24 protein-coding genes and 1 pseudogene are annotated in these 22782 nt (G+C 34.5%); 20 read left to right on the top strand and 5 right to left on the bottom strand.

The genetic code is table 11. The annotated features are described in order from the left end of the window. The first annotated feature begins 12 nt into the window (after window positions 1–12). The 6 genes from KO504_RS16080 (at window position 13) to dnaG (ending at window position 7386) form a co-directional block, all read left to right on the top strand. Entirely contained in the window at window positions 13–198 is a 186-nt protein-coding gene (locus tag KO504_RS16080) for a DUF5522 domain-containing protein (protein ID WP_215928544.1), read from the top strand. Next, the gene (locus KO504_RS16075; RefSeq protein WP_215928542.1) at window positions 198–2198 is read left to right on the top strand and encodes a urocanate hydratase; all 2001 of its coding nucleotides are present in this window, start codon (window positions 198–200) and stop codon (window positions 2196–2198) included. The genes KO504_RS16080 and KO504_RS16075 overlap by 1 nt, the downstream gene beginning before the upstream one ends. 18 nt (window positions 2199–2216) lie before the next feature. Then, window positions 2217–2768, top strand: a complete 552-nt coding sequence (locus KO504_RS16070) for a DUF4136 domain-containing protein (protein ID WP_215928540.1) — start codon at window positions 2217–2219, stop codon at window positions 2766–2768. A 93-nt stretch (window positions 2769–2861) separates the two neighbouring features. Next, window positions 2862–4769, top strand: coding sequence for a SulP family inorganic anion transporter (locus KO504_RS16065; RefSeq protein WP_215928538.1), 1908 nt, complete (start codon window positions 2862–2864; stop codon window positions 4767–4769). Between the two features lie 130 nt (window positions 4770–4899). Continuing rightward, on the top strand, window positions 4900–5091 hold the full coding sequence (locus tag KO504_RS16060) for a cold-shock protein (protein ID WP_020895249.1): 192 nt from the start codon (window positions 4900–4902) through the stop codon (window positions 5089–5091). Window positions 5092–5421: 330 nt separating this feature from the next. Continuing rightward, the gene (dnaG, locus tag KO504_RS16055; protein WP_215928536.1) at window positions 5422–7386 is read left to right on the top strand and encodes a DNA primase; all 1965 of its coding nucleotides are present in this window, start codon (window positions 5422–5424) and stop codon (window positions 7384–7386) included. 16 nt (window positions 7387–7402) lie between these two features. Here the strand turns inward: dnaG and KO504_RS16050 are convergent, their stop codons facing one another. Both KO504_RS16050 and nadE read right to left on the bottom strand, forming a co-directional pair. Further along, complete coding sequence (locus KO504_RS16050) at window positions 7403–8032, bottom strand: response regulator (RefSeq protein WP_215928534.1); 630 nt, start codon at window positions 8030–8032, stop codon at window positions 7403–7405. A 134-nt stretch (window positions 8033–8166) separates the two neighbouring features. Then, entirely contained in the window at window positions 8167–8955 is a 789-nt protein-coding gene (gene nadE / locus KO504_RS16045; protein ID WP_215928533.1) for an NAD(+) synthase, read from the bottom strand. 85 nt (window positions 8956–9040) lie between these two features. Here nadE and gldB point away from each other — a divergent pair, with 85 nt between their 5' ends. Both gldB and gldC read left to right on the top strand, forming a co-directional pair. Further along, window positions 9041–10003: a gliding motility lipoprotein GldB gene (gldB, locus tag KO504_RS16040; RefSeq protein WP_215928531.1), complete on the top strand. Its 963-nt coding sequence runs from the start codon at window positions 9041–9043 to the stop codon at window positions 10001–10003. After that, entirely contained in the window at window positions 10003–10341 is a 339-nt protein-coding gene (gene gldC / locus KO504_RS16035) for a gliding motility protein GldC (protein ID WP_215928530.1), read from the top strand. Before gldB ends, gldC begins: the two co-directional genes overlap by 1 nt. 103 nt (window positions 10342–10444) lie before the next feature. Here gldC and KO504_RS16030 read toward each other — a convergent pair whose 3' ends face one another. Then, window positions 10445–11467 carry a hypothetical protein gene (locus KO504_RS16030; RefSeq protein WP_215928528.1) on the bottom strand — a complete coding sequence of 341 codons (1023 nt, stop codon included), beginning with the start codon at window positions 11465–11467 and terminating at the stop codon, window positions 10445–10447. Window positions 11468–11849: 382 nt separating this feature from the next. Further along, complete coding sequence (locus KO504_RS16025) at window positions 11850–12617, bottom strand: hypothetical protein (protein WP_215928526.1); 768 nt, start codon at window positions 12615–12617, stop codon at window positions 11850–11852. 228 nt (window positions 12618–12845) lie between these two features. Between KO504_RS16025 and KO504_RS16020 the strand changes: the two genes are divergently transcribed. Beyond that, entirely contained in the window at window positions 12846–13472 is a 627-nt protein-coding gene (locus tag KO504_RS16020; protein ID WP_215928524.1) for a DUF4230 domain-containing protein, read from the top strand. Between the two features lie 3 nt (window positions 13473–13475). Here the strand turns inward: KO504_RS16020 and KO504_RS16015 are convergent, their stop codons facing one another. Next, window positions 13476–13784 carry a rhodanese-like domain-containing protein gene (locus KO504_RS16015; RefSeq protein ID WP_215928522.1) on the bottom strand — a complete coding sequence of 103 codons (309 nt, stop codon included), beginning with the start codon at window positions 13782–13784 and terminating at the stop codon, window positions 13476–13478. Between the two features lie 112 nt (window positions 13785–13896). On the opposite strand from KO504_RS16015, the gene KO504_RS16010 reads away from it, so the two are divergent. The 11 genes and pseudogenes from KO504_RS16010 to KO504_RS15965 all read left to right on the top strand — a co-directional run bounded on the left by KO504_RS16010 (window position 13897) and on the right by KO504_RS15965 (window position 22782). Beyond that, window positions 13897–14466, top strand: coding sequence for a TetR/AcrR family transcriptional regulator (locus tag KO504_RS16010; protein ID WP_215928520.1), 570 nt, complete (start codon window positions 13897–13899; stop codon window positions 14464–14466). A gap of 68 nt (window positions 14467–14534) precedes the next feature. Beyond that, window positions 14535–15608, top strand: a complete 1074-nt coding sequence (paaE, locus tag KO504_RS16005; RefSeq protein ID WP_215928518.1) for a 1,2-phenylacetyl-CoA epoxidase subunit PaaE — start codon at window positions 14535–14537, stop codon at window positions 15606–15608. A gap of 134 nt (window positions 15609–15742) precedes the next feature. After that, a complete protein-coding gene (gene paaA, locus KO504_RS16000) occupies window positions 15743–16699 on the top strand; it encodes a 1,2-phenylacetyl-CoA epoxidase subunit PaaA (protein WP_215928516.1) in 957 nt (318 codons plus the stop codon). 205 nt (window positions 16700–16904) lie between these two features. Further along, window positions 16905–17189: a 1,2-phenylacetyl-CoA epoxidase subunit PaaB gene (gene paaB / locus KO504_RS15995; protein WP_195871423.1), complete on the top strand. Its 285-nt coding sequence runs from the start codon at window positions 16905–16907 to the stop codon at window positions 17187–17189. A gap of 90 nt (window positions 17190–17279) precedes the next feature. Further along, window positions 17280–18035 (top strand): 1,2-phenylacetyl-CoA epoxidase subunit PaaC, encoded by a 756-nt coding sequence (gene paaC / locus KO504_RS15990; protein ID WP_215928514.1) that lies wholly within the window; start codon window positions 17280–17282, stop codon window positions 18033–18035. Window positions 18036–18185: 150 nt separating this feature from the next. Then, complete coding sequence (gene paaD / locus KO504_RS15985; protein WP_215928512.1) at window positions 18186–18686, top strand: 1,2-phenylacetyl-CoA epoxidase subunit PaaD; 501 nt, start codon at window positions 18186–18188, stop codon at window positions 18684–18686. A gap of 110 nt (window positions 18687–18796) precedes the next feature. Beyond that, on the top strand, window positions 18797–19579 hold the full coding sequence (locus KO504_RS15980) for an enoyl-CoA hydratase-related protein (protein ID WP_215928510.1): 783 nt from the start codon (window positions 18797–18799) through the stop codon (window positions 19577–19579). Between the two features lie 168 nt (window positions 19580–19747). Then, a pseudogene (locus tag KO504_RS17370) lies at window positions 19748–20068 on the top strand (endonuclease domain-containing protein); the annotation flags it as partial. Window positions 20069–20074: 6 nt separating this feature from the next. Continuing rightward, entirely contained in the window at window positions 20075–21082 is a 1008-nt protein-coding gene (locus tag KO504_RS15975; protein ID WP_215928968.1) for a pyridoxal-phosphate dependent enzyme, read from the top strand. Between the two features lie 93 nt (window positions 21083–21175). Continuing rightward, entirely contained in the window at window positions 21176–22363 is a 1188-nt protein-coding gene (locus KO504_RS15970; protein WP_215928508.1) for a 3-hydroxyacyl-CoA dehydrogenase NAD-binding domain-containing protein, read from the top strand. Between the two features lie 38 nt (window positions 22364–22401). Beyond that, window positions 22402–22782, top strand: coding sequence for a four helix bundle protein (locus KO504_RS15965; RefSeq protein ID WP_215928506.1), 381 nt, complete (start codon window positions 22402–22404; stop codon window positions 22780–22782).

The raw sequence follows: 22782 nt of genomic DNA, 5'->3' as shown, positions 1-22782 counted from the left end.
CTTTGTTAAGATATGAAAAAATACGTTCCCATTGAAGACGGAGACTACTACCTTACACCAGAGGGCTACCGTTGTTTTACCGAGCAATACCATTTAAAACGCGGTTATTGTTGTGAAAGCGGTTGCAGACATTGTCCGTATGGATTTAACACATCGTCACCGCTTAAAAAAGAAAAAAATACGTTAAAAAAAAAGTAATGCATACAACCACATTATCATTTAAAGACCAAATACTAGAAGGCATTCCTAACCCTTTACCAGCACCCAAACCTTTTGATGCCGCTATTAATCATGCTCCAAAACGTAAAGCTATATTATCTAAAGCCGAAGAAAAATTGGCTTTAAAAAATGCCTTACGCTATTTTGACAAAAAGGACCACAAGACTTTATTGCCAGAGTTTAAAAACGAATTAGACACTTACGGTCGTATCTATATGTATCGCTTAAGGCCAGACTACAAAATGTACGCCAGACCAATAGCGGAATATCCTGCAAAATCAACACAGGCCGCAGCGATTATGCTTATGATTCAGAACAATTTGGATTATGCTGTAGCACAGCATCCGCACGAATTAATTACCTATGGTGGTAATGGAGGAGTGTTTTCAAACTGGGCGCAATACAGATTAACCATGAAGTATTTGGCTGAGATGAATGACGAACAAACTCTAGTGATGTATTCTGGTCATCCTATGGGATTATTTCCTTCACATAAAGAAGCGCCAAGAGTTGTAGTGACTAACGGGATGATGATTCCTAATTATTCTAAACCCGACGACTGGGAAAAATTTAACGCCTTAGGAGTGACCCAATACGGACAAATGACGGCGGGAAGTTATATGTATATTGGACCACAAGGTATTGTTCATGGCACAACAATTACGGTACTTAATGGCTTTAGAAAAATAAAAAAAGAACCTAAAGGTAACCTTTTTGTAACCTCAGGACTTGGAGGCATGTCTGGAGCACAACCCAAAGCTGGTAATATTGCAGGTTGCATTACGGTTTGTGCCGAAGTGAACCCAAAAATTACACAAGTACGATTAGACCAAGGTTGGATAGACGAAAAAATTACCGATTTAGATGCGCTTGTTCATCGTGTTAATAAAGCCAAAGCAGACAAAGAAACCATTTCTATAGCGTATTTAGGCAACGTGGTAGATGTTTGGGAAAAATTTGATGAAGCCAATATTCATATCGACTTAGGAAGTGATCAAACCTCATTACACAATCCGTGGGCTGGTGGCTACTATCCTGTAGATGTTTCTTTTGAAGACGCTAACGAAATGATGGCGAACCAACCCAAATTATTTAAAGAAAAAGTTCAAGACACCTTACGTCGCCATGCAGATGCTATTAATAAACACACCGCAAAAGGCACCTATTTCTTTGATTATGGCAATGCCTTTTTACTAGAAGCTTCTCGTGCTGGAGCTAATGTTATGGCTAAAAATGGTATTGATTTTAAATACCCAAGCTACGTTCAAGATATTATGGGCCCAATGTGTTTTGACTATGGTTTTGGTCCTTTTAGATGGGTATGTGCTTCTGGAAAAGCAGAAGATTTAGCCAAAACAGATGCTATTGCTTGTCGTGTTTTAGAAGACATCAAAAAGAATTCACCTGAGGAAATTCAGCAACAAATGGCTGATAACATTCAATGGATAAAAGGAGCACAAGAAAACAAATTGGTTGTAGGCTCACAAGCCCGAATTTTATATGCAGATGCCGAAGGTCGTATGAAAATAGCCGAAGCATTTAACCAAGCCATAAAAAATGGAGACATTGGTACTGTTGTTTTAGGAAGAGACCATCACGATGTCTCGGGAACAGATTCTCCATACAGGGAAACTAGTAATATTTACGATGGCTCACGCTTTACAGCAGATATGGCCATTCAGAATGTTATTGGAGATAGTTTTAGAGGAGCCACTTGGGTAAGCATTCACAATGGTGGAGGCGTTGGCTGGGGCGAAGTTATAAACGGTGGTTTTGGTATGGTTCTTGATGGTAGTATAGAAGCATCAAAACGATTAAAACAAATGCTGTTTTGGGACGTTAATAATGGTATCTCTAGACGCAGTTGGGCAAGAAACGAAGGGGCTGTATTTGCAATACAACGCGCCATGGAAACGGAACCAAACTTAAAAGTAACCTTACCAAATTTCGTAGATGATGATTTATTAAATGAAGTGTAATAAAAAAACAAAGCTGTTATGAAAAAACTACTCAAACTTACTCCAATGTTTCTTTTACTAATAGTCTTATCATCTTGTAGCTCGGTAAGAGTGGCAACAGATTATGACAGAGAAGCAAATTTTGAAAATTACAAGACTTTCGCATTTTTTAAACCCGGAATTGACAAAGCCGAAATTAACGATCTTGATAAAAGGCGAATTCTTAGAGCTATTGAGTCTGAATTAATGGCAAAAGGCTATACCAAGTCTGAAACCCCAGATATGCTGGTTAGCATATTTACCAAATCTAACCAACGTGTAGACATCTACAACAATGCTTGGGGCTATGGTGCTTGGGGCTGGGGAGGTTATGGCGGTTGGGGCTGGAGATCTGGCTGGAACAACAACCAAGTATCTACCACAACAGAAGGTGTTTTATACATTGACCTTATAGATGCAAATAAGAAAGAATTAATTTGGCAAGGTTCTGGAACAGGAAATCTTGAAACTAGAAGCGTAGAAAAGAAAGAAGCGCGCATTAATGAATTTGTCTCTCAAATGTTAGCGCAGTTTCCACCAGAAAAAAAATAAGCATCATACCTATTAAAAAAAGCATCGGTTTCCGATGCTTTTTTTTGTTAAATTCAAAAAGTCTATCTTTGCCGCCTTTTAATTTAAGGAACTATGAAGCTAGGTAGCAACATCATTAAAAAAATTACGCAAAACCCTAAAAATGACATCCTTGCAGGTATAACCGTTTCATTGGCTATGATTCCTGAGGTCGTCGCTTTTGCTTTTGTGGCACAGATAAGCCCTATTGTAGCACTTTTTGGTGCTTTTATAATTGGTATTATTTCGGCTCTTTTTGGAGGCAGACCTGGTTTAATCTCAGGAGCTGCAGGTGCTGTGGCTGTTATTTTTGTTTACATGATCCAAGAAGGACATGCCAAAGGGCTTTTATTTGATACTCCAGTGGAAAACATGGGCTATTTTTATCTATTAGCAGCCGTCGTCTTAATGGGAATTATTCAAATTATAGCAGGTGTTTTTAAGCTTGGAAAGTTTGTACGCCTAATTCCACACCCTGTAATGATGGGATTTGTTAACGGTTTAGCCATTGTTATTTTTATTGCACAATTGGGAATGTTTAAAGAAAACAAAAAAGATGTTTTTGGACAAAACATGCGTAAAACCGTATCAAAAGAATTGGTTTATAATGTTAGTGATAACAAGGTAAGAGATTTAATTTCTGACACTGAATTATTTTCTATAGAAGGCGAAAATATAATCAACATTAATACAGGTGAAACTGTTTTTATAGCATCAAACGATCAGGTTTTTGATGTTAAAACAAAACGAGTGGTCTTTAATATTAAAAACAACGGCTTCTATTCTATAAAAGATAAGGGCGTTGTTAAATCTACGTTACAAGGTCAAAAGCTATACATTATGATAGGCCTTGTACTATTAACTATGCTTCTCATTTGGGGCTTACCTAAATTTAAACTCACAAAAAAATTACCTGCGGCATTAACAGCAATTCTTATCGTTACTTTAATTTCTATTTTTAGTGGACTGCATTCTATAAATGTTGGAGACTTTATTAGAGATGGTGGCGGAGCTGGCCTCAATGGATTTGATGAATTATCTAGCAAACTCAACCTCTTTGACCTTTGGAGTCACCTACCCTTTAACTTAGACACCTTAAAATTTATTGCTCCTTATGCCTTTTTAGCAGCTTCTGTTGGGTTAATAGAAACACTCATGACGATGAATCTTGTAGACGAACTAACCGATTCTAGAGGAAATGGTAACAGAGAATGTGTTGCTCAAGGAGCAGGAAACATGCTAAGTGGTATATTTGGTGGTACTGGTGGTTGTGGTATGATTGGCCAAACCGTTATAAACATTAATGCTGGTGGTAGAGGACGTTTATCTGGTGTAATGATGGCAATAACGCTACTTACTTTTATCCTTTTTGCAGATAAGTATATAGAACAAGTACCAATTGCAGCTTTAGTAGGTGTTATGTTTATGATGGTTATTGAAACTTTTGCTTGGTCTAGTTTCCGAATCATGAAAAAAATTCCTGTATCTGATGCTGTAGTACTCATTATTGTTTCTGTGGTAACTGTAATTTTTGATTTAGCCATTGCTGTATTTGTAGGTGTTATTATTTCGGCCTTATCGTTTGCATGGGAAAATGCCAAAAGAATTAGAGCCCGTAAACGTTTTAAAGAAGACGGCACAAAAACTTATGAAATTTGGGGCCCATTATTCTTTGGAAGTATTACCTCATTTAACGAAAAATTTGATATCAAAAACGATCCTAATATAGTAGAAATTGACTTTGTAGAGGCTCGAATTTCGGATCATTCGGCTATTGAAGCTATTTATACATTGGTTGAAAAATATCAAGCTGCAGGCAAAACTATAAAACTAAAACACCTGAGCGAGGATTGTAAAATATTGCTTTATAAAGCCAGTCCTAAATTTAAAGATGTCATTGTTGAAGCTATTGATGACCCGCGTTATCATTTGGCTGAAAATCCAGAAAAATTTACAAAACCACTTTCGGAATATAACATCTAATTTATATGCTTTTTAGAATCTCTAAAGACTAATCTTTAGACACTTATCTTTTTTTTAAAATAAAAGACTCAAAATAATTGATTACCAACTATTTAAACTATATTTGCATCTTAATTTAATATATTTTAATATGAGTACTGGTACAGTAAAATTTTTTAATGACTCTAAAGGTTTTGGATTCATAACAGAAGAAGGAAACAACAAAGAGCATTTTGTACATATTTCTGGTTTAGTCGATGAGATTAGAGAAGGCGATAATGTAGAATTCGATTTAGCAGAAGGAAAAAAGGGATTAAACGCAGTAAATGTAAAAGTTATATAATTATATACCTTACAATCTTTTTAAGCATAAGACCTATCTTTTAGATAGGTTTTTTTTGTGCTTAATTTTAGGCATACCAATACTTAGCCACTTTAAATAAACCAGCTATGATTTATAAAATCCAATTCCTATAACCAACTGCTTTTAGTCTAACAGTTAAACCAAAATTTGGCATTTTATTTTAGATCATACGATTACTTTAAGACATTAATTTTTAATACAAATTGTTTTTATCTTAAATTTACAAACTTAATATTTCTGTATTGACAGAAATCCACAAAGCGCATAAAACATTAATAAAACTCCTGCTTTTACAGGAACACAGCACACATGATTTCACAAAACTCTATAGCACAAGTATTTGAAACCGCTCGCGTAGAAGAGGTTATTGGTGATTTTGTACAACTTAAAAAATCAGGTAGTAATTTTAAAGGCCTTAGTCCTTTTAGTGAAGAACGTTCTCCGAGCTTTATGGTTTCGCCCGTAAAGCAAATTTGGAAAGATTTCTCTAGTGGAAAAGGCGGAAATGCGGTGACCTTTTTAATGGAACACGAGCATTTCACCTATCCTGAAGCTATAAAATATCTCGCCAAAAAATATAATATTGAAATAGAAGAAACCGAACAAACAGATGCAGAAAAGGCACAAGCTGATACTAGAGAAAGTTTGTATTTGGTTAGCGAATACGCCAACACGTATTTTCAAAAAGTACTACATAACACCAACCAAGGCAAGGCTATTGGCTTAAGCTACTTTAAAGAGCGTGGTTTTACAGAAGACACCATTAAAAAGTTTCAGTTAGGTTATTCTTTAGACGAATGGCAAGCCTTTACAGACGATGCCTTAGGAAAAGGCTATAATATCAATTTCCTTGAACAAACAGGCTTAACGATTGTTAAAGGAGAAAAACGCTTTGATAGATTTAAAGGCAGAGTTATGTTTCCTATTCATAGTATGAGTGGACGTATTCTTGGCTTTGGTGGACGAATTTTAGTTAACGATAAAAAAGCAGCTAAATATTTAAACTCGCCTGAAAGCGAAATTTACCATAAAAGTAAAGTGTTATATGGTTTGTTTCACGCTAAGCAAAGTATTGCCAAAGAAGACAATTGCTATTTAGTTGAAGGCTATACAGATGTGATTCAGTTTCACCAAACCGGAATTACGAATGTAGTCTCTTCTTCAGGAACAGCTTTATCTGCAGATCAAGTTCGTTTAATTAACAGACTTACTAATAACATTACAGTGCTTTTTGATGGTGATGCCGCTGGAATTAGAGCATCTATTCGCGGTATAGATTTAATTCTAGAACAAGGAGTTAACGTCAAAGTTTGTACGTTTCCTGATGGTGAAGATCCAGATAGTTTTTCAAAATCAAACACCTTAGAAGAACTTACAGCTTATCTTGAAGCGAATGCCAAAGATTTTATTCAGTTTAAAGCATCACTATTAGTTAAAGAAGCTAATAATGACCCGATAAAAAAAGCGGAAACCATTCGTGATATTGTAAATAGTATTGCTAAAATTCCAGATCAGATTAAACGCGAAATCTATATTCAAGAATGTGCACGCATCATGGATATTAGTGAGAATGTGCTATTTAGTACCTTAGCGCAAATCAATAAAAAAGAGCATCAAGAGGCTAATAAAACATATAAACAAGACCAAAAAGCATTTCAAGTTGTAAAAAACGAACCTCAACCTAAACAAAAAGTAGATGTTCAGTTTGAATTAGAACGAAAAATCATAGAAATATTAATGCTTTATGGAGATCGTACAGAACAATTTGAAGATTTAATTTTAAAGGAAGACGAAGCCTCTAAAGAGTTGGTATTAGAACCTACCAAACATGAAGCACGTGTATTTGAAAAAATATATTTAGATCTTCAGGAAGATGAAATGCAGTTTTCTAATACACAATTTAAAGCCCTCTACTACGCTATTATTGATAAGTTGAATCAAGACGAAAATTTTTCTACCAAAAATTTCATCAATCAGCTCGACCAAGAATCTGCAAGTACCGTAACCAGTATTTTAATGGAAGATGAGCGCTATAATTTACACGATTGGGAACGCAATCAAATTGTTCCAAAAGAAAAGACAGATGCTGTTCCTCAATTGGTAAGCCAAACCATTTTAAGTTTACGTTGTCATTTAATTGACCAAAAAGTGGCCGAATATAAAAATGAGACCTTAAACAAAAATGCAGACCTACGTGCTATTATGGAAGATGTAAAAGACTACGTTAGCCTTAAAAGACTATTATCTAGAAAATTAGGAAAAGTATTAGGATAACAGCAAAAACAAACTTCTATGTTAAGTTGTGATGCTTAGCTTGATGAATTAAATCTACAATATTAGTCACGTTAAGCTTTTTGAAAAGTCGCGCTTTGTACGTACTAACTGTTTTTTCGTTAATATCTAATTCTTGTGCAATTTCTTTGTTTTTACGACCAATAGAAAGCAGTTTTAAGACTTCAACTTCTCTGGTTGAAAGTTTTTTAAACATACGGCTTCTGCTTTTTCTGGTATCCTCATAACGCAAATGCTTGTCCATTTTTTCACTAAGAGAGGTTTCTCCTGCGCTAATTTTTCGGATTGCAGTTTCTATATCTTGAACATTAGCCGTTTTACTTAAGTATCCTGATGCTCCTGCTTTAAGCGTACTTATAGCATAGATTTCTTCAGGCTGATGACTAAACATTAAAACATTTACAGACTTGTTTTCTTTTTTAATCGCCCTAAGTGCTGTAATACCATTGAGTTCTGGCAAGTCGACTTCAGATATAATAATATCAACTTTATGGCGACGTACAAATTCAAAGATTTCAATACCACTACCTAAACTACCTATAACTTTTAAATCTGGCTTACTGTTTAAAAATAGTTCTAATCCAGTTCTAATGATAGGATGACTATCAACAATCAAAATATTTATCATGATAATCGACTTTTTTTTGTTAGGTGTTAATTATTTATAACAACGGCTAGGCTAAATGATTATGTGTGGATTTGTTATACAAAAATAACCAAAAATTAAAGAATTTTAAGAATTTATTCGACAAACTACAGTTTTTACCTTAAAATTTTAGGAATTTCACAAACTGGTATCGCAACCATTTTATGTTTATTTGAGCTATTGTAGTTATTAAAAATTTCAAATACTTCACGGTTTCTACCTTCAAAATCGGCAACAGTTTTTCCTTTGACTTTCATTTCCATAGCCCATTCTAGCTCGGGATAAGACGCTCCTATTTGATCTTCATCGCTACGAGCATCTCCAAATAAGCCATCACTAGGAGCCGCTTTTATAATAGAAGCTGGCACGTCTAAAAAACGTCCTATTTCATAAACTTCAGATTTTAACAAATCTGCAATTGGACTTAAATCCACTCCACCATCTCCATACTTGGTATAAAAACCAACTCCAAAGTCTTCTACTTTATTTCCTGTACCAGCAACCAACAAGCCATACAAACCAGCATGATAATATAGGGTTGTCATACGCAAACGTGCTCTTGTATTAGCCAAAGCCATATCTACTGTAGATTGCTTTCCTTCTAAACTTACTTCTGTTTTAAATTCTTCGAAAACAGGAGTTAAATCTACCACCTTGTCTTTTACATTAGGAAAGCGTTTTTTTAATTGCGTAATATGCTCTTGCGCTCTAGTAACGTGACTTGGCGCTTGATGAATAGGCATTTCTAAACACAAAAGTTCCAAACCTGTTTTTGCACAGAGCGTTGAAGTTACGGCAGAATCTATTCCACCTGAAATACCAATAACAAAACCTTTAACCCCTGCTTTTGCAGCATAGTCTTTTAACCAATCTACAATGTGATTTATAACTTTTTCAGTTTGCATAATTTTTGAATTTTTAAAACAAAGAAGTGTACCTTTGCACAACAAAAATAACGCAATCGTGTTAGTATTAAAAACATTTTATCAAATGCAAATTAAATTCTACCTTATATGTATACTCGGACTGACACTTATGTCTTGTAATGAAGAGTCTAAGATTGAAAAAGAAATTGCTAATATTAAAATAGATTTTATTGTAGAGCGTTTTGACAAAGCTTTTTTTGAAGCTACACCTAAGGATCTACCAAAGCTAAAAAAGGCATATCCTTTTTTCTTTTCTAAACATATACCAGACTCTATATTGGTTCATAAAATGAACGATACTTTACAACGTGAGTTATTATCCGAAGTACAAAAAACTTTTCCTGACTTTAAATCTTCTAAACAAGAATTAAAACAGTTATTTCAACATTTAAAATATTACGACAAAACCTTTACATCTCCTCGTGTAATTACCTTAACCAATGATGTAGCATATAGAGATAAAATTATAGTTAATGATTCTTTAGTACTTATTGCTTTAGATAACTATTTAGGTGCAGAACACGAATTTTACCAAAACATCTCAATGTATATTGCTGCTAATTTACGAAAGGACCTCATTACAGTTGATGTCGCTAATGGTTATGCCGAAAAATATATATTTCAGACCAACAGAAAAACCTTATTAGATGAAATGATATACTTTGGAAAGCTACTGTACTTTAAAGATGTTATGATTCCATTTAAAACAGATGCTGAAAAAATAGGTTATACTGAAGCTCAAATAAAATGGGCCGAAGCCAATGAAAGTCCAATATGGAGCTATTTTATTGAAAAAGAATTATTGTACAATACAGACCCTAAATTACCCAATCGCTTTATTGCTGACGCTCCTTTTTCTAAATTTTATTTAGAATTAGACAATGAGTCTCCAGGACGTTTAGGACAATATATGGGCTGGCAAATTGTAAAAGCTTATGCCGAAACTACCGATGAAGATATAATGAAAATAATGCAAACAGAACCTCAAGTTATATTTAATAAAGCAAAATTTAAACCCAAAAAGTAATGTCTGAAATTATAAAATCTAAAATAGTCTTAAACGTTGAACTCGACGAAAACAGAGTGCCAGAAAAACTAAACTGGTCTGCCCAAGATGGTGGTGTTGACAACGAAGAAGCCAAAGCTATAATGTTATCTGTTTGGGATAGTAATGCTCAAGAAACTTTAAAAATAGATTTATGGACAAAAGATATGCCTGTAGATGAAATGAAACTTTTCTTTCACCAGACATTAGTAACCATGAGCGATACATTTTTAAGAGCGACACAAGACGAAAAAATGACCGCTACTATGAAAGATTTCTGCGATTATTTTGCTGATAAATTAGAGCTTAAAAAGAAATAAACACGGCGTTTTTTCTTTTAAACTTAAAATTGTATAAATAAAAAATCTCAGGCTATAATTAACCTGAGATTTTTTATTTATATATTATTAAGAGCTCGTACTGTTATAAATCACTAGACTTATCTTCATCTACTACCCTTTTATAATAAGGCTCCATATTAAAACTCTCTGAAGCAATATTCATATAATCTTCTTTATTCTTTTTCTTGTGTTGCACAAACTCAGAAGGATCGTAAACCGTCCAAACTGTAAGCTCATTTAATCGACCTGTTTTTGTTTTCATGTCAATCTCAATCTTCTTAATCATTCTGTCAACAACATCTTGATCACTCATTTTCTGTATTTTTTCAGAACTTTGACCATTATTTATTTTATAAACAACCCAATACGTACTAACAACTCTGTTTGCTCTGGCTGCATCAATCTCACGTGTTGAGATCTCAGGGGCTTTTTTAGTCACCTTTGGTTTTGCACTAAACAATGACAAACTGCTCTTTTTAGGTGCCTTTTTCTTTGCTACAGCAACTTTCTTTTCAGGTTGCTTGGCCTTTTGTGGCTGAGCTTTTTTACCGGCTACCGCTAAGTCAGTCTTTTTTATACTGCTTTCACTACCATACAATTCTTCTTTAGGCTGTATAGGCTTTTTTATAACTTCTGTTTTTGTTTCTGCTATTTTCTTAGTTACAGTTTCTTTAGGCAATGCTTTAGGAGCTTCGGCACTAGCTACAGCTGCTTTTGGAGACACTAACTTCCTTCCAAAAAGATCTGAGCTATCTGCAACTAAAGGAGTGTCGTTAAGCGACTCTATAGGCTCATTTCTTAATAAAGTAATAACTATTAGCTTATCACTTAATAAAGCTTCTACAATATATCTACCAACTGGTATATCTCCAATAGGTATTATAGCTTCAGATTCTCTTACTTTTATAACGCGTTCAAAATCGTCATTAAAAATAACGACTTCATAAATAGTACGTTCACATTTAAAGATAAGGCTATCTCCGGAATCATTAAGCTTGTGCTTAAGTTCTTTTGCTCTTACATTAACGTTTTGAAATAATGTGGATTTTTGACCATAGATAACAGACGTCATCAATAAGAATACAAGCGTGTATAATAGTCTCATAATAAGTAGGTTTTTTTTGCTTTGGGAAACAATTTTTTTTCACATGGAAAAGACAAATATGTACAATTCCTTATTAAAAACAAAGATATTCGCTTTATTTTATGGCGCTTTATAATTCAGATATTATACATTTATTTTTGGTCAACTTGCACCAATCCTCGACATAACGGGGAAAACACAGGTTAAAGGGAGACTATTTTTTAGCGCATTTTATATTTTTACAACAACAAAATCTGTATGAAAAATACTACTAAATAAAGTTGTTTGTCTGAAAAAAGCATACTTACAACTGACATATGGCGCTTCAAAATTCTTAAAATCTAACTAAAATTATCAGTTAAAAATTGGGATTTAATTAGCTCTAAAACGCTAAAAAACCTCCCTATAAATTTTGAAGAGTATTTTCGGTGATATAATAAGGTGTTGTATTAAACAAATCAGAATATAACGAATAGAAAAAATCAGGATTTAACATCTGATACTCCATAAATTTAGCTGAATTATAAACTTCCCAAACGGTTAATTCGTTGTGTTTACCAGAAACACTATTCAGTTCTAATTTATGTTTTAAAATCATTCTATCAGCAACGTCCTTATTTACTAACCTCATCGTTTTACTAGAGCCACTTTCACTATTTATTTTAGTTAACACCCAGTAAAATTTTTGCTTTTTCTCTGTATTTCTTTTAGCACTAGACCCCGTTAAAAGGAACTCAATACTTTTATTTGGTGTTTTTCGTATGACATTTAAACTTTCGTCTAACATCATACCTTTGCCCTCTGCGATGTTTTCCTTTGTAGCTGTTTTAGAATAAGTACCTTCATCAGCATAGTCATATCGCATTAACCCCATAACGATGTTCTTATCCTCCAACCTCGCTTCAATCACAAATTTACCTTCAGGAATATCTGCTAAGGAAATTTGAGATTCAAAACCTTCAACTTTTACCAACTTTTCGTAATCTTCGTTAAAAATCTCAATTTGAAGGATTTTAGTTTCACTACTCAAAATCAAGCTGTCTTTAGCATGATTCAAATCATGCTTTAATGCTTTTGCTTTTGGATTGTTATTTTTGAATAGTATAGAATTCTGACTAAAATTAATTAATGTCGAGAATAGAATCAGTAGCGTGCATATATTCTTTGTCATAATAATCACTTTTAAGTTAAAGAGCTTTCTTCAAACAGGATGTACAAAACACAAATGTTCTTCTAATTAAAAGCTAAGTTATATCCTTAAAACCAAACGGTTATATATTTAAGATATGATGCATTTTTCTTAGACCATACACTTTCATCTTCGTTATAAAGCAAAAAAACAGGATTTAATTATCCCTAATTATTGGTGTGTTAATTTGTAATTATATTAAATTAGCCTATGCGAAAAATTTTATTTGGTGTTGTTATAACATTAATTGTTCTATTGACCTTTAAGTATTGTGAAGACAAGAAAGAAGATAAAATTGTCATTGAAGCACATAGTGCTTTAATTCAAGAACAGATTAAAAATGTTGGAAAATTAGTCGTTACTGAAGGCCATTTTTCAGAGGTCTTTAGTTACAAAAATTCTAAAGCAGTTTTTGGAGATTTAATGTCTGCAGAAAAGAAAGCATTAGTTGTGGTTAATGCCGATGTAAGCATAGCTTATGATTTAAGCAAAATAGAATATCATATTGATGAAACAACTAAAACACTACAGATTATAAGTATTCCTAAAGAGGAAATAAAAATTAATCCCGATTTTGAATATTACGATGTACAGGCTGATTTTTTAAATCAGTTTGATGCCAAAGATTATAATACCATTAAGAATACAGTTAAAGAATCATTAATGAAAAAAATTGAGGCTTCTGAATTAAAATCTAATGCTCAGAATAGATTAATTAGCGAGCTTTCAAAGTTCTTTATTCTCACTAATTCTTTGGGATGGACCTTACAATACAATGAAAATCCTATAGAAGACTTAAATCAATTTCAAAACTTAGAAAAGATTTTAGCAGACTAGCTCTTAACCCAACTTTCGTTTTAAACTACCTATACCTCCGCCATTAATAGCATCAACTCCTTTAGATTTTAATAGACTCGCGGCACTACCAGAACGCATACCACTGGCACAATAGGCAATCACAGGTTTGTTTAACTTTTTAACTTCATTAAGTCTATTACCCAATTCCTGTACAGGAATATGTAAAGCATTTTTAATATGACCACCTTGGTACTCACTATGAGTTCGTACATCTAAAATAACAGCGCCTTTTTCAATATAGTCTGCAACGTTATTCGTCGATTTTCCAAATAGAGCATTTAATAATCCCATAATTTTAATTTTGAACAAAATTCTAAATATTCCTAAGAACATTGCGTAACCAAAGTTACATTAATCTGTGTTCAACTCAAAAATCTTCTTATTTTAGTGCTTATACATGTCTATGAAATCAGAAACACGTCAGGAAGAAATTGTCAGAGTAGCTGCCAAGCTATTTAAAGAAAAAGGCTATAGTGCTGTCACTATGCGAGATTTAGCCAAAGCCATTGGTATAAAAGCAGCAAGCCTGTATAACCATATAAACTCCAAACAAGACATCCTAAATAAAATTATAATTTCATTAGCTGAAGAATTTACAGAAGGGATGACATCCATTCAATCTTCTGATGCTAGTTGTATTGAAAAACTCAAAAAAATTATAGAACTACATGTGCGTATTTCTAGCCAAAATATTTACGGTATGGCATCGCTTAATAACGATTGGATGCACTTAGAAGACAAACTTAATTATTACCAAAAATTAAGAATTGATTACGAAAATGATTTTAGGGCAATTCTCAAAGAAGGAATAGCATCTGGCGAAATCGTAGACACCAAACCAGACGTAATGATGTTTTCTATTTTAACAACATTACGCTCTCTCTATATCTGGATACCTAAAAAAGAAGACATTAACCCTGAAGAATTAGCTCATACCCTAAATCAAATACTGATAAAAGGCATTAACAAATAGTTTAGAATATATTTTATAACTTTGCTGAACAAACTAACAAGTGTTAGTTAAATGTTTAAGAAAAACATATGGCAGATTTTCACATCTTAAAAGTTGCAGACATTTATAAGGAGACAGAAGACACTTCTGTAATTACTTTTGAAGTACCCTCAGAATTAAAAAAAGAGTTTCAATTTAGGCAAGGTCAGCATTTAACCTTAAAAGCAGACATTAACGGAGAAGACGTACGTCGTTCGTATTCGCTTTGTTCAAGCCCATTAGATGGTCAATGGAAAGTCGCGGTAAAGTTAATTCCTGGCGGAAAGTTCTCTACCTATATAAACAATGAATTAAAACGTGGTGACCAGTTAGAAGTAATGTCACCAAGCGGAACCTTTGGTGTAGACGTCAATGCTACAAAAGCTAAAAACTATCTCTTTTTTGCAGCAGGTAGCGGAATCACACCTGTACTGTCCATGGTAAAAGCGCATTTAGAAGCAGAACCAAATGCAACATGTAAATTATTTTATGTCAATAAAACCGCAAAATCCATTATCTTTAAAGAAGAACTAGAGCAGCTTAGAAATAAATATTTTGGACGGTTCGAAATCTATTACTTCTTAACCAAAGAACGTAGAGATATAGAACTGTTTAATGGAAGATTTGATGACGAAAAGATGCGAATTTTAACGCAAACGTTTATCGATATTCCAGATACTAGCGAAGTCTTTTTGTGTGGTCCAGAAAAAATGGTGAATTATGTTAGTACTTACCTCATTAATGCCGGATTACCAAAAGAACTCGTGCATTTTGAATTGTTTGTCACCGGACTTTCAGATGAAGATATAAAACGAGCAGAACGCTTAGCGCAACAAAATGTAGAAGGAATAGAGGTCACTATTGTTGATGGAGGAAAAGAATTTGCTTTCACCATGACCAAAGAATATGATAATATTTTAGATGCAGCCTTAGGTGCAGGAGCCGATTTACCTTTCGCATGTAAAGGTGGTGTTTGCAGTACTTGTAAATGTGAAGTTATTGAAGGGGCTGTTGAAATGAAAATTAACTATGCCTTAGACGAAAAAGAAGTCTCTCAAAATTTGGTATTAAGCTGTCAAGCCGTGCCAACATCTGAGAAAGTAGTGGTAGACTTTGATGTGTAAAATTCCTGCAAAGACAGGAATCTCATAAAGCAAATTCCTTAACGCACCAACAGCAAAAGGCCAACGGCCACAGCTAATAAAAAATAAAGTTCAACGAGCTAAAGGCCAAAAGCCAATAGCTAATAGCTATAAAGATGAGTGAAGAACAAATAAAAAATCTAGAAAAGCAGTTCGAAGAACGTATCGCAAGAGACGAGAAAATCGAACCTAAAGATTGGATGCCTGAAAAATATCGCAAGACGCATATTAGACAAATGTCGCAACATGCGCATTCTGAAATTATAGGGATGCTTCCCGAAGGCAATTGGATCACAAGAGCACCTTCGTTAAGACGAAAAGTAGCTTTATTAGCTAAAGTTCAAGATGAAGCAGGTCATGGCTTGTACCTCTACTCTGCTTGCGAAACCTTAGGAGTTTCTCGCGATGAGTTATATGAGCAATTGCATTCCGGAAAAGCAAAATATTCGTCCATATTCAATTACCCAACCATAACTTGGGCAGATATGGGAGCCATTGGTTGGTTGGTAGATGGTGCAGCCATTATTAATCAAGTACCACTTTGTAATACCTCATACGGCCCATACGCACGTGCCATGATTCGTGTGTGTAAAGAAGAAAGTTTTCATCAGCGACAAGGTTTCGAGATCATGATAAAACTAGCCAATGGAACACCAGAGCAAAAAGACATGGCTCAAGACGCTTTAAACCGTTGGTGGTGGCCAAGCTTAATGATGTTAGGCCCAACAGATGCAGAATCTATTCATACAGAGCAATCGATGAAATGGAAATTAAAACGAAAATCTAATGACGATTTACGTCAGCAATTTATAGATCAAACCGTTCCTCAAGCAGAATTAATTGGACTTACCATTCCTGATCCCGATTTAAAATGGAACGAGGAACGCCAAAGCTATGATTTTGGAGAGATTAATTGGGATGAATTTTGGCAAGTCGTCAAAGGTCATGGACCAATGAATAAAGAACGAATGAAAGCTAGAGTGAATGCATGGGAAGAAGGAGAATGGGTTCGTGATGCTGCAATGGCTTACGCTGAAAAGAAACAAGAACGAAAAGAGAAACAAGTAGTTTAATTAGACAATAGATATTTAGACCGCTTTGCTGTTAGATTATAGACAAAGCAGTCCCTTGACAAAAAATAATAATATAATAGTTGAGATTTTGAATCCTCGGATTGTCCCCTTGAGGGGACTTTAGGGGTGTTTTTAAGATAGTAATAGTATAAAGTATAAATTGAAACGATTCATATTCAAGTTCAACTTCAAATTCAATTTCATAATGAGTAAAAACTGGCCACTTTGGGAAATCTTCGTAAGAAGTAAAAACGGATTAGAGCATCGTCATTTCGGAAGCCTTCATGCTGCAGATGCAGAAATGGCTTTAGAAAATGCAAGAGATGTCTACACTAGACGAAACGAAGGTGTAAGCATTTGGGTTGTAGAATCTAAAAATATCACAGCATCAAATCCAGAACACAATGGTGAAATGTTTGAGCCTGCTCAAGACAAGGTGTATCGTCATCCAACATTTTACGATTTGCCAGACGAGGTGAAACATATGTAATTAGAGCTGTGCTCTAATTACAATTCCCACGAAAGTGGGAAACTAAAAAAACGTTTAATTAATTGATACCCGCTTTCGTGGGCACTGAAGATGAAAAACGAAAACTTATACAACTACATACTTGGCATAGCAGACAACAGCCTAATCCTTGGTCAAAGACTAGGAGAATTAACAGGTCATGGGCCAAGTTTAGAAACAGACATCGCCTGTACTAATATCTCATTGGATTTATTCGGACAAGTGCGAAGCTATTTTCAATATGCAGCAAAAATAGCAGGTGACGATAGAACAGAAGATGATATTGCTATGCTTCGAAAAGAGCGCGATTATAAAAATGTGCTATTGGTAGAACAACCAAACACAAACTTTGCCTACACTATGGCGCGTCAGTTTTTATTCGATGTGTACCATTTAGCTTTTCTTAGCGAATTACAAAAAAGTACCGATTTAACATTGTCTGCAATTGCTAATAAATGTATTAAAGAAGTCAGTTATCACGAACGTTTTTCTTCAGATTGGATAAAGCGTTTAGGTGACGGCACAGAAGAAAGCAAAGTAAAAATGCAAGAAGCTATTGATGGTTTATGGACGTACACTGATGAGTTATTTCATCAAACAGAAGCCGATAAAGCTATGGTTGCAGAAGGAATCGGTGTGGATGTTACTAAACTAAAAGACGCTTATTATGCTAGAGTGAATGAAATTTTAGAAGAAGCAACGCTTGAAATACCAGAATCAAAATGGTTCCAAAAAGGTGGAAAAGAAGGTATTCATACAGAACATATGGGATATTTATTAGCAGAGCTTCAGTATATGCAACGCGCCTACCCTAATATGGAATGGTAACAAATTCCTGAGAAGGCAGATAAACCATTAGGTTCAGCGAAGCTAATCTCATAAATTAATACAAAATATCACTTCGAGTGATTCCGATTTTTCATTGGAATCGTATCGAGAAGAAATAAAACAAGATTCCCGTTTTCACGGGAAATGAATATGACAACAGAAGAACAAAATATAGACGAAATCTTAATTCCAATTCTGGAAAAAGTTTCAGATCCCGAGATCCCAGTATTATCCATAATGGATATGGGTGTGGTGCGTTCTGCGGTTATAAAAAACAATAGCGTTAATGTTAAAATTACACCAACTTACAGTGGTTGTCCCGCAATGGATGTGATTGGCGATGATATAAAATTAGCATTAAAACAAGCCGGATACGAGTCTAAAATAGAATTGATTTTACATCCTGCATGGACAACCGATTGGATTACACCTAGAGGAAGAAAAGCATTAGAAGATTATGGAATAGCAGCACCTTTAGATGCAGAAGCAGATAAAGATGTATTGCTTAATGGAAAGCGAATTGTTAAGTGTACCAATTGTGGTTCTACTAATACAAGACTAGTAAGTCAGTTTGGTTCCACAGCTTGTAAAGCACAATTTCAGTGTGACGATTGCCAAGAACCTTTTGATTATTTCAAGTGCTTAAAATAGAAACCTGATGTCAGTTCGAATGAAATTGCTTTTTTGCAATTTTGTACCGAGAACAAATAAAAGTTTTGTCATTCCTGCGAAGGCAGGAATCCACAATAAAAGAAAAACAGATGAGTAAAAGTATACTTTTAAAAATAGAAAATAAAATAGCATACATCACGCTAAACAGACCAGAGGTATTCAATAGTTTTAATCGTGAAATGGCATTTTTACTACATGACACTTTGGATGCTTGCGAAGCAAATAAAGATGTTAGAGCTATTGTCTTAACCGGAAACGGAAAAGCATTCTGTGCTGGTCAAGATTTAAAAGAAGTTACAGATCCTGATTTAAATCCGGGATTCAAAAAAATATTAGAAGAACATTATAACCCAATCATCACCAGAATACGTTCCATTAGAAAACCAATTATTGGTGCAATTAACGGAGTGGCTGCTGGTGCTGGTGCAAATATTGCTTTGGCTTGCGATATAGTAGTTGCTCACGAAAAAGTAAGTTTTATTCAAGCCTTTAGTCTAATAGGTTTAGTGCCAGATAGTGCTGGCACGTTCTTTTTACCAAGATTAATCGGATTTCAAAAAGCATTAGCATTAGCGATGCTAGGTGATAAAATTGGAGCTGAAGAAGCTGAAAAAATGGGCATGATTTACAAATGTGTTCCAACAGAAGAATTTGAAGAAACGATTGACAAACTAGCGTTAAAACTGGCAAACATGCCAACGAAAGCTTTAGGTATGATTAAAGAATTGTTCAATAAATCCATGACTAACGATTTAGAATCGCAATTAGCTTTAGAATCTCAATTACAAATAGAAGCCGCACAAAGTGACGATTACAAAGAAGGTGTTGCTGCGTTTATAGAAAAGCGTCAACCAAATTTCAAAGGGAATTAAAATTAGACATCCGAATATTGTCCCCTTGAGGGAGCTTTAGGGGTGTTAAAACAAAATAGAAATAAAATGTAGATCTCATTGGAAGGTCAAGAAACTTTAAAAGAGACAAAATAGTACGCGTCTGAGTATTGTCCCCTTGAGGGGACCTTAGGGGTGTTAAAATAAAAAGTGAAAAATAAAATTATTCCATACAATCCAAAACTAAAAGAATACGCAAGAGAGCTAAGAAACAATAGCACACTTGCCGAAGTTTTAATGTGGAAAGCAATTAAAAATAGAGCCTTGGGAGTTCAGTTTCATAGACAAGTTCCGATGCTAAATTATATAGTAGATTTTTATTGTCACGAGCTTATGTTAGCTATTGAAATTGATGGTGATTCACACGGTTTCAGATATTTTGAAGATAAAAATAGACAGTTTGAACTTGAAAAATTAGGTGTCGAGTTTATCAGATTCTCTGATTCGGATGTAAAAAATAATATGTTTAGTGTTTCTATGACTTTAGAAGAAAAAATTAAATCTTTAAAAACACCCCTCAAGTCCCCTCAAGGGGACAATCCATACGATTTAAAACAAACTCTCATACAAAACCACAACCAAATAAAACCCTTTATTCACAATACACCTGTGTTAACATCGCAGTTGTTGAATGAAAAAGCAGGGTGTAATCTGTTTTTTAAGTGTGAGAATTTCCAGAAAATGGGAGCCTTTAAAATGCGAGGTGCTGCAAACGCTATTCTATCGCTTTCAGAAGAAGAAAGACAACGAGGCGTAGTGACACATTCGTCTGGTAATTTTGCGCAAGCGGTGTCATTAGCAGCTCAGAAATTAGGAGTTAGAGCTTATATTGTAATACCAGAAAATGCACCTCAAGTCAAAAAAGATGGTGTTAGAACTTACGATGGGGAAATTATAGAATGCGAATCGACACCTCAAGCAAGAGAAGCAACTGCCAATAGCATAAAAGAAGAAAAAGGTGCGACATTTTTACATCCATCAAATCAAGATGAGGTGATTTACGGAAATAGTACAGCTGCAATGGAGTTGTTAGAAAAACAACCCAATTTAGATGTCATTGTAACACCAGTTGGTGGCGGAGGATTAATTGCAGGCACAGCGCTGGCAGCACACTATTTTTCAAACAACTGTAAAGTGATTGGAGGAGAACCCAAAAATGCGGATGATGCGTTTCGATCTAAACAATCAGGGAAAATTGAATATAACAGCACGGTAAATACCATTGCCGATGGCCTAAGAACACATTTAGGCGATCGTAATTTTCCGATTATTCAAACGTATGTGGATAAGATTATTCGTGTTGAAGAGGTTGAAATTATTGAGGCAATGCAATTGATTTGGGAACGCATGAAAATTATTGTAGAACCATCAAGTGCTGTAGCTTTAGCTGCAGTGTTAAAACATAAAGAAGAATTTGCAACTAAAAACGTAGGCATTATTTTGTCTGGCGGAAATGTAGATGTAAAAAACCTGCCATTTGGTTGATTTGTTAACCTGAACTGGTTTCAGGATCTCATCAAAAAAGAAACAGTTTTGTCATTCCTGCGTAGGCAGGAATCCACAATAAAAGTAAAAAAAATGAAAATAGGAATTATAGGTTCTGGTACCATGGGAAGCGGCATTGCACAAGTTGCAGCAACTTCGGGATGTAAAGTAAAATTATACGATACCAATCAAGTGGCTTTAGATAAAGCAAAAGCTTCACTAGAAAAAATACTGAATCGCTTAATTGAGAAAGGAAGAATTGATACGTCTGAAAAAGATAGAATTCAGTCAAACATCGCTTACGTCAATAACCTAAAAGATTTAGCCGATTCCAACCTGACTATTGAAGCTATTATTGAAAACCTAGACATCAAGAAAAAAGTGTTTTCAGAATTAGAAAGCTATGTGGCTGAGGATTGTATTATTGCATCAAACACATCAAGTTTATCTATAGCATCAATCGCTGCATCGCTGAATAAACCAGAACGTTGTGTAGGGATTCACTTTTTTAATCCAGCACCTTTAATGAAATTGGTGGAGGTTATTCCAGCAATTCAAACTTCAACTGAAGTTCTTGAAAAAGCCATACAAACCATTAAAGATTGGAAGAAAGTAGTCGCCGTAGCTAAAGACACACCAGGATTTATAGTCAATAGAGTGGCAAGACCATTTTACGGAGAAGCATTACGAATCTACGAAGAAGGATTAGCAGATTTCGCGACCATAGATCATAGTTTAAAGTCTTTAGGTAATTTCAGAATGGGGCCATTCGAATTAATGGATTTCATAGGAAACGATGTTAATTACACCGTAACCGAAACCGTTTTTACAGCATTTTATTTTGATCCAAGATATAAGCCTTCCTTTACTCAAAAACGCTTTGCAGAAGCAGGTTATTTAGGACGAAAATCTGGAAAAGGGTATTATGATTACGACGAAAATGGGAAAATAATTAACACGAATCACACTAATTCAAGAACTTTTGAAACCTATGAGGAGGAAATGCTTCTTAAAAATCAAATTTTCGATCGTGTATTAGTCATGCTCATCAACGAAGCGGCAGATGCCTTATTTTTAAACATTGCATCCGTTGAGGATATCGATAATGCCATGACCAAAGGCGTAAACTATCCAAAGGGATTATTGGCTTGGGCAGATGAAAAAGGAATAGATTGGTGTGTAAGTAAAATGGATGAATTGTATAACGAATATCATGAAGACAGATACCGTTGTAGTCCGTTGTTGCGTAAAATGAATAGAGAAAACCAAACCTTTTTTTAATAGATGAGGTATCAATTAAACAGGAATTAGGCATTAGTATGAAAAGTGATTATCATTTTAAATTTGAAGATTTATTAGTGTATCAAAAGGCTATGGACTTTGGAGAAGTGGTTGATGACCAAGTTAAGTCCTTTCCTAGTCACGAATTATATGCTTTGTCATCGCAATTCAGAAGAGCTGCTGATTCTATTGCCTTAAATCTTGCTGAAGGTTATCCAGGATCTGATGCGCAATTTGTAAAACATATAAATCATGTAATTCATAGTGCTAATGAATGTGTAAGTTGCAGCACAAAAGCTAATAGGAGAAAGTATATTAACTTTGAAGAGAATGAAAATAACCGAAAATTAATTTCCGAATTAACAAAAATGATGTCCTCATTAAGGAAGAAAATTTTAGAACGAAAAACTAATCCCTAA

Source organism: Winogradskyella psychrotolerans (assembly GCF_018860565.1).
GTDB classification, from domain to species: domain Bacteria; phylum Bacteroidota; class Bacteroidia; order Flavobacteriales; family Flavobacteriaceae; genus Winogradskyella; species Winogradskyella damuponensis.
The sequence above is the reverse complement of the archived record's forward strand: the minus strand, read 5'-3'. Positions and strand labels throughout refer to the sequence as shown.

What these genes read in the sequence shown, in the direction of transcription:
- KO504_RS16080 (WP_215928544.1), top strand. Translation starts at nt 13, where the DNA reads ATGAAAAAATACGTTCCCATTGAAGACGGAGACTACTACCTTACACCA.
- paaA (WP_215928516.1), top strand. Translation starts at nt 15,743, where the DNA reads ATGAGTGAAGAACAAATAAAAAATCTAGAAAAGCAGTTCGAAGAACGT.
- KO504_RS16060 (WP_020895249.1), top strand. Translation starts at nt 4,900, where the DNA reads ATGAGTACTGGTACAGTAAAATTTTTTAATGACTCTAAAGGTTTTGGA.
- paaD (WP_215928512.1), top strand. Translation starts at nt 18,186, where the DNA reads ATGACAACAGAAGAACAAAATATAGACGAAATCTTAATTCCAATTCTG.
- gldB (WP_215928531.1), top strand. Translation starts at nt 9,041, where the DNA reads ATGCAAATTAAATTCTACCTTATATGTATACTCGGACTGACACTTATG.
- KO504_RS15980 (WP_215928510.1), top strand. Translation starts at nt 18,797, where the DNA reads ATGAGTAAAAGTATACTTTTAAAAATAGAAAATAAAATAGCATACATC.
- nadE (WP_215928533.1), bottom strand. Translation starts at nt 8,955, where the DNA reads ATGCAAACTGAAAAAGTTATAAATCACATTGTAGATTGGTTAAAAGAC.
- KO504_RS16030 (WP_215928528.1), bottom strand. Translation starts at nt 11,467, where the DNA reads ATGAGACTATTATACACGCTTGTATTCTTATTGATGACGTCTGTTATC.
- KO504_RS15970 (WP_215928508.1), top strand. Translation starts at nt 21,176, where the DNA reads ATGAAAATAGGAATTATAGGTTCTGGTACCATGGGAAGCGGCATTGCA.
- KO504_RS15975 (WP_215928968.1), top strand. Translation starts at nt 20,075, where the DNA reads ATGACTTTAGAAGAAAAAATTAAATCTTTAAAAACACCCCTCAAGTCC.
- paaB (WP_195871423.1), top strand. Translation starts at nt 16,905, where the DNA reads ATGAGTAAAAACTGGCCACTTTGGGAAATCTTCGTAAGAAGTAAAAAC.
- KO504_RS16050 (WP_215928534.1), bottom strand. Translation starts at nt 8,032, where the DNA reads ATGATAAATATTTTGATTGTTGATAGTCATCCTATCATTAGAACTGGA.
- KO504_RS15965 (WP_215928506.1), top strand. Translation starts at nt 22,402, where the DNA reads ATGAAAAGTGATTATCATTTTAAATTTGAAGATTTATTAGTGTATCAA.
- KO504_RS16020 (WP_215928524.1), top strand. Translation starts at nt 12,846, where the DNA reads ATGCGAAAAATTTTATTTGGTGTTGTTATAACATTAATTGTTCTATTG.
- KO504_RS16075 (WP_215928542.1), top strand. Translation starts at nt 198, where the DNA reads ATGCATACAACCACATTATCATTTAAAGACCAAATACTAGAAGGCATT.
- KO504_RS16025 (WP_215928526.1), bottom strand. Translation starts at nt 12,617, where the DNA reads ATGACAAAGAATATATGCACGCTACTGATTCTATTCTCGACATTAATT.
- KO504_RS16015 (WP_215928522.1), bottom strand. Translation starts at nt 13,784, where the DNA reads ATGGGATTATTAAATGCTCTATTTGGAAAATCGACGAATAACGTTGCA.
- KO504_RS16010 (WP_215928520.1), top strand. Translation starts at nt 13,897, where the DNA reads ATGAAATCAGAAACACGTCAGGAAGAAATTGTCAGAGTAGCTGCCAAG.
- paaE (WP_215928518.1), top strand. Translation starts at nt 14,535, where the DNA reads ATGGCAGATTTTCACATCTTAAAAGTTGCAGACATTTATAAGGAGACA.
- dnaG (WP_215928536.1), top strand. Translation starts at nt 5,422, where the DNA reads ATGATTTCACAAAACTCTATAGCACAAGTATTTGAAACCGCTCGCGTA.
- KO504_RS16070 (WP_215928540.1), top strand. Translation starts at nt 2,217, where the DNA reads ATGAAAAAACTACTCAAACTTACTCCAATGTTTCTTTTACTAATAGTC.
- paaC (WP_215928514.1), top strand. Translation starts at nt 17,280, where the DNA reads ATGAAAAACGAAAACTTATACAACTACATACTTGGCATAGCAGACAAC.
- KO504_RS16065 (WP_215928538.1), top strand. Translation starts at nt 2,862, where the DNA reads ATGAAGCTAGGTAGCAACATCATTAAAAAAATTACGCAAAACCCTAAA.
- gldC (WP_215928530.1), top strand. Translation starts at nt 10,003, where the DNA reads ATGTCTGAAATTATAAAATCTAAAATAGTCTTAAACGTTGAACTCGAC.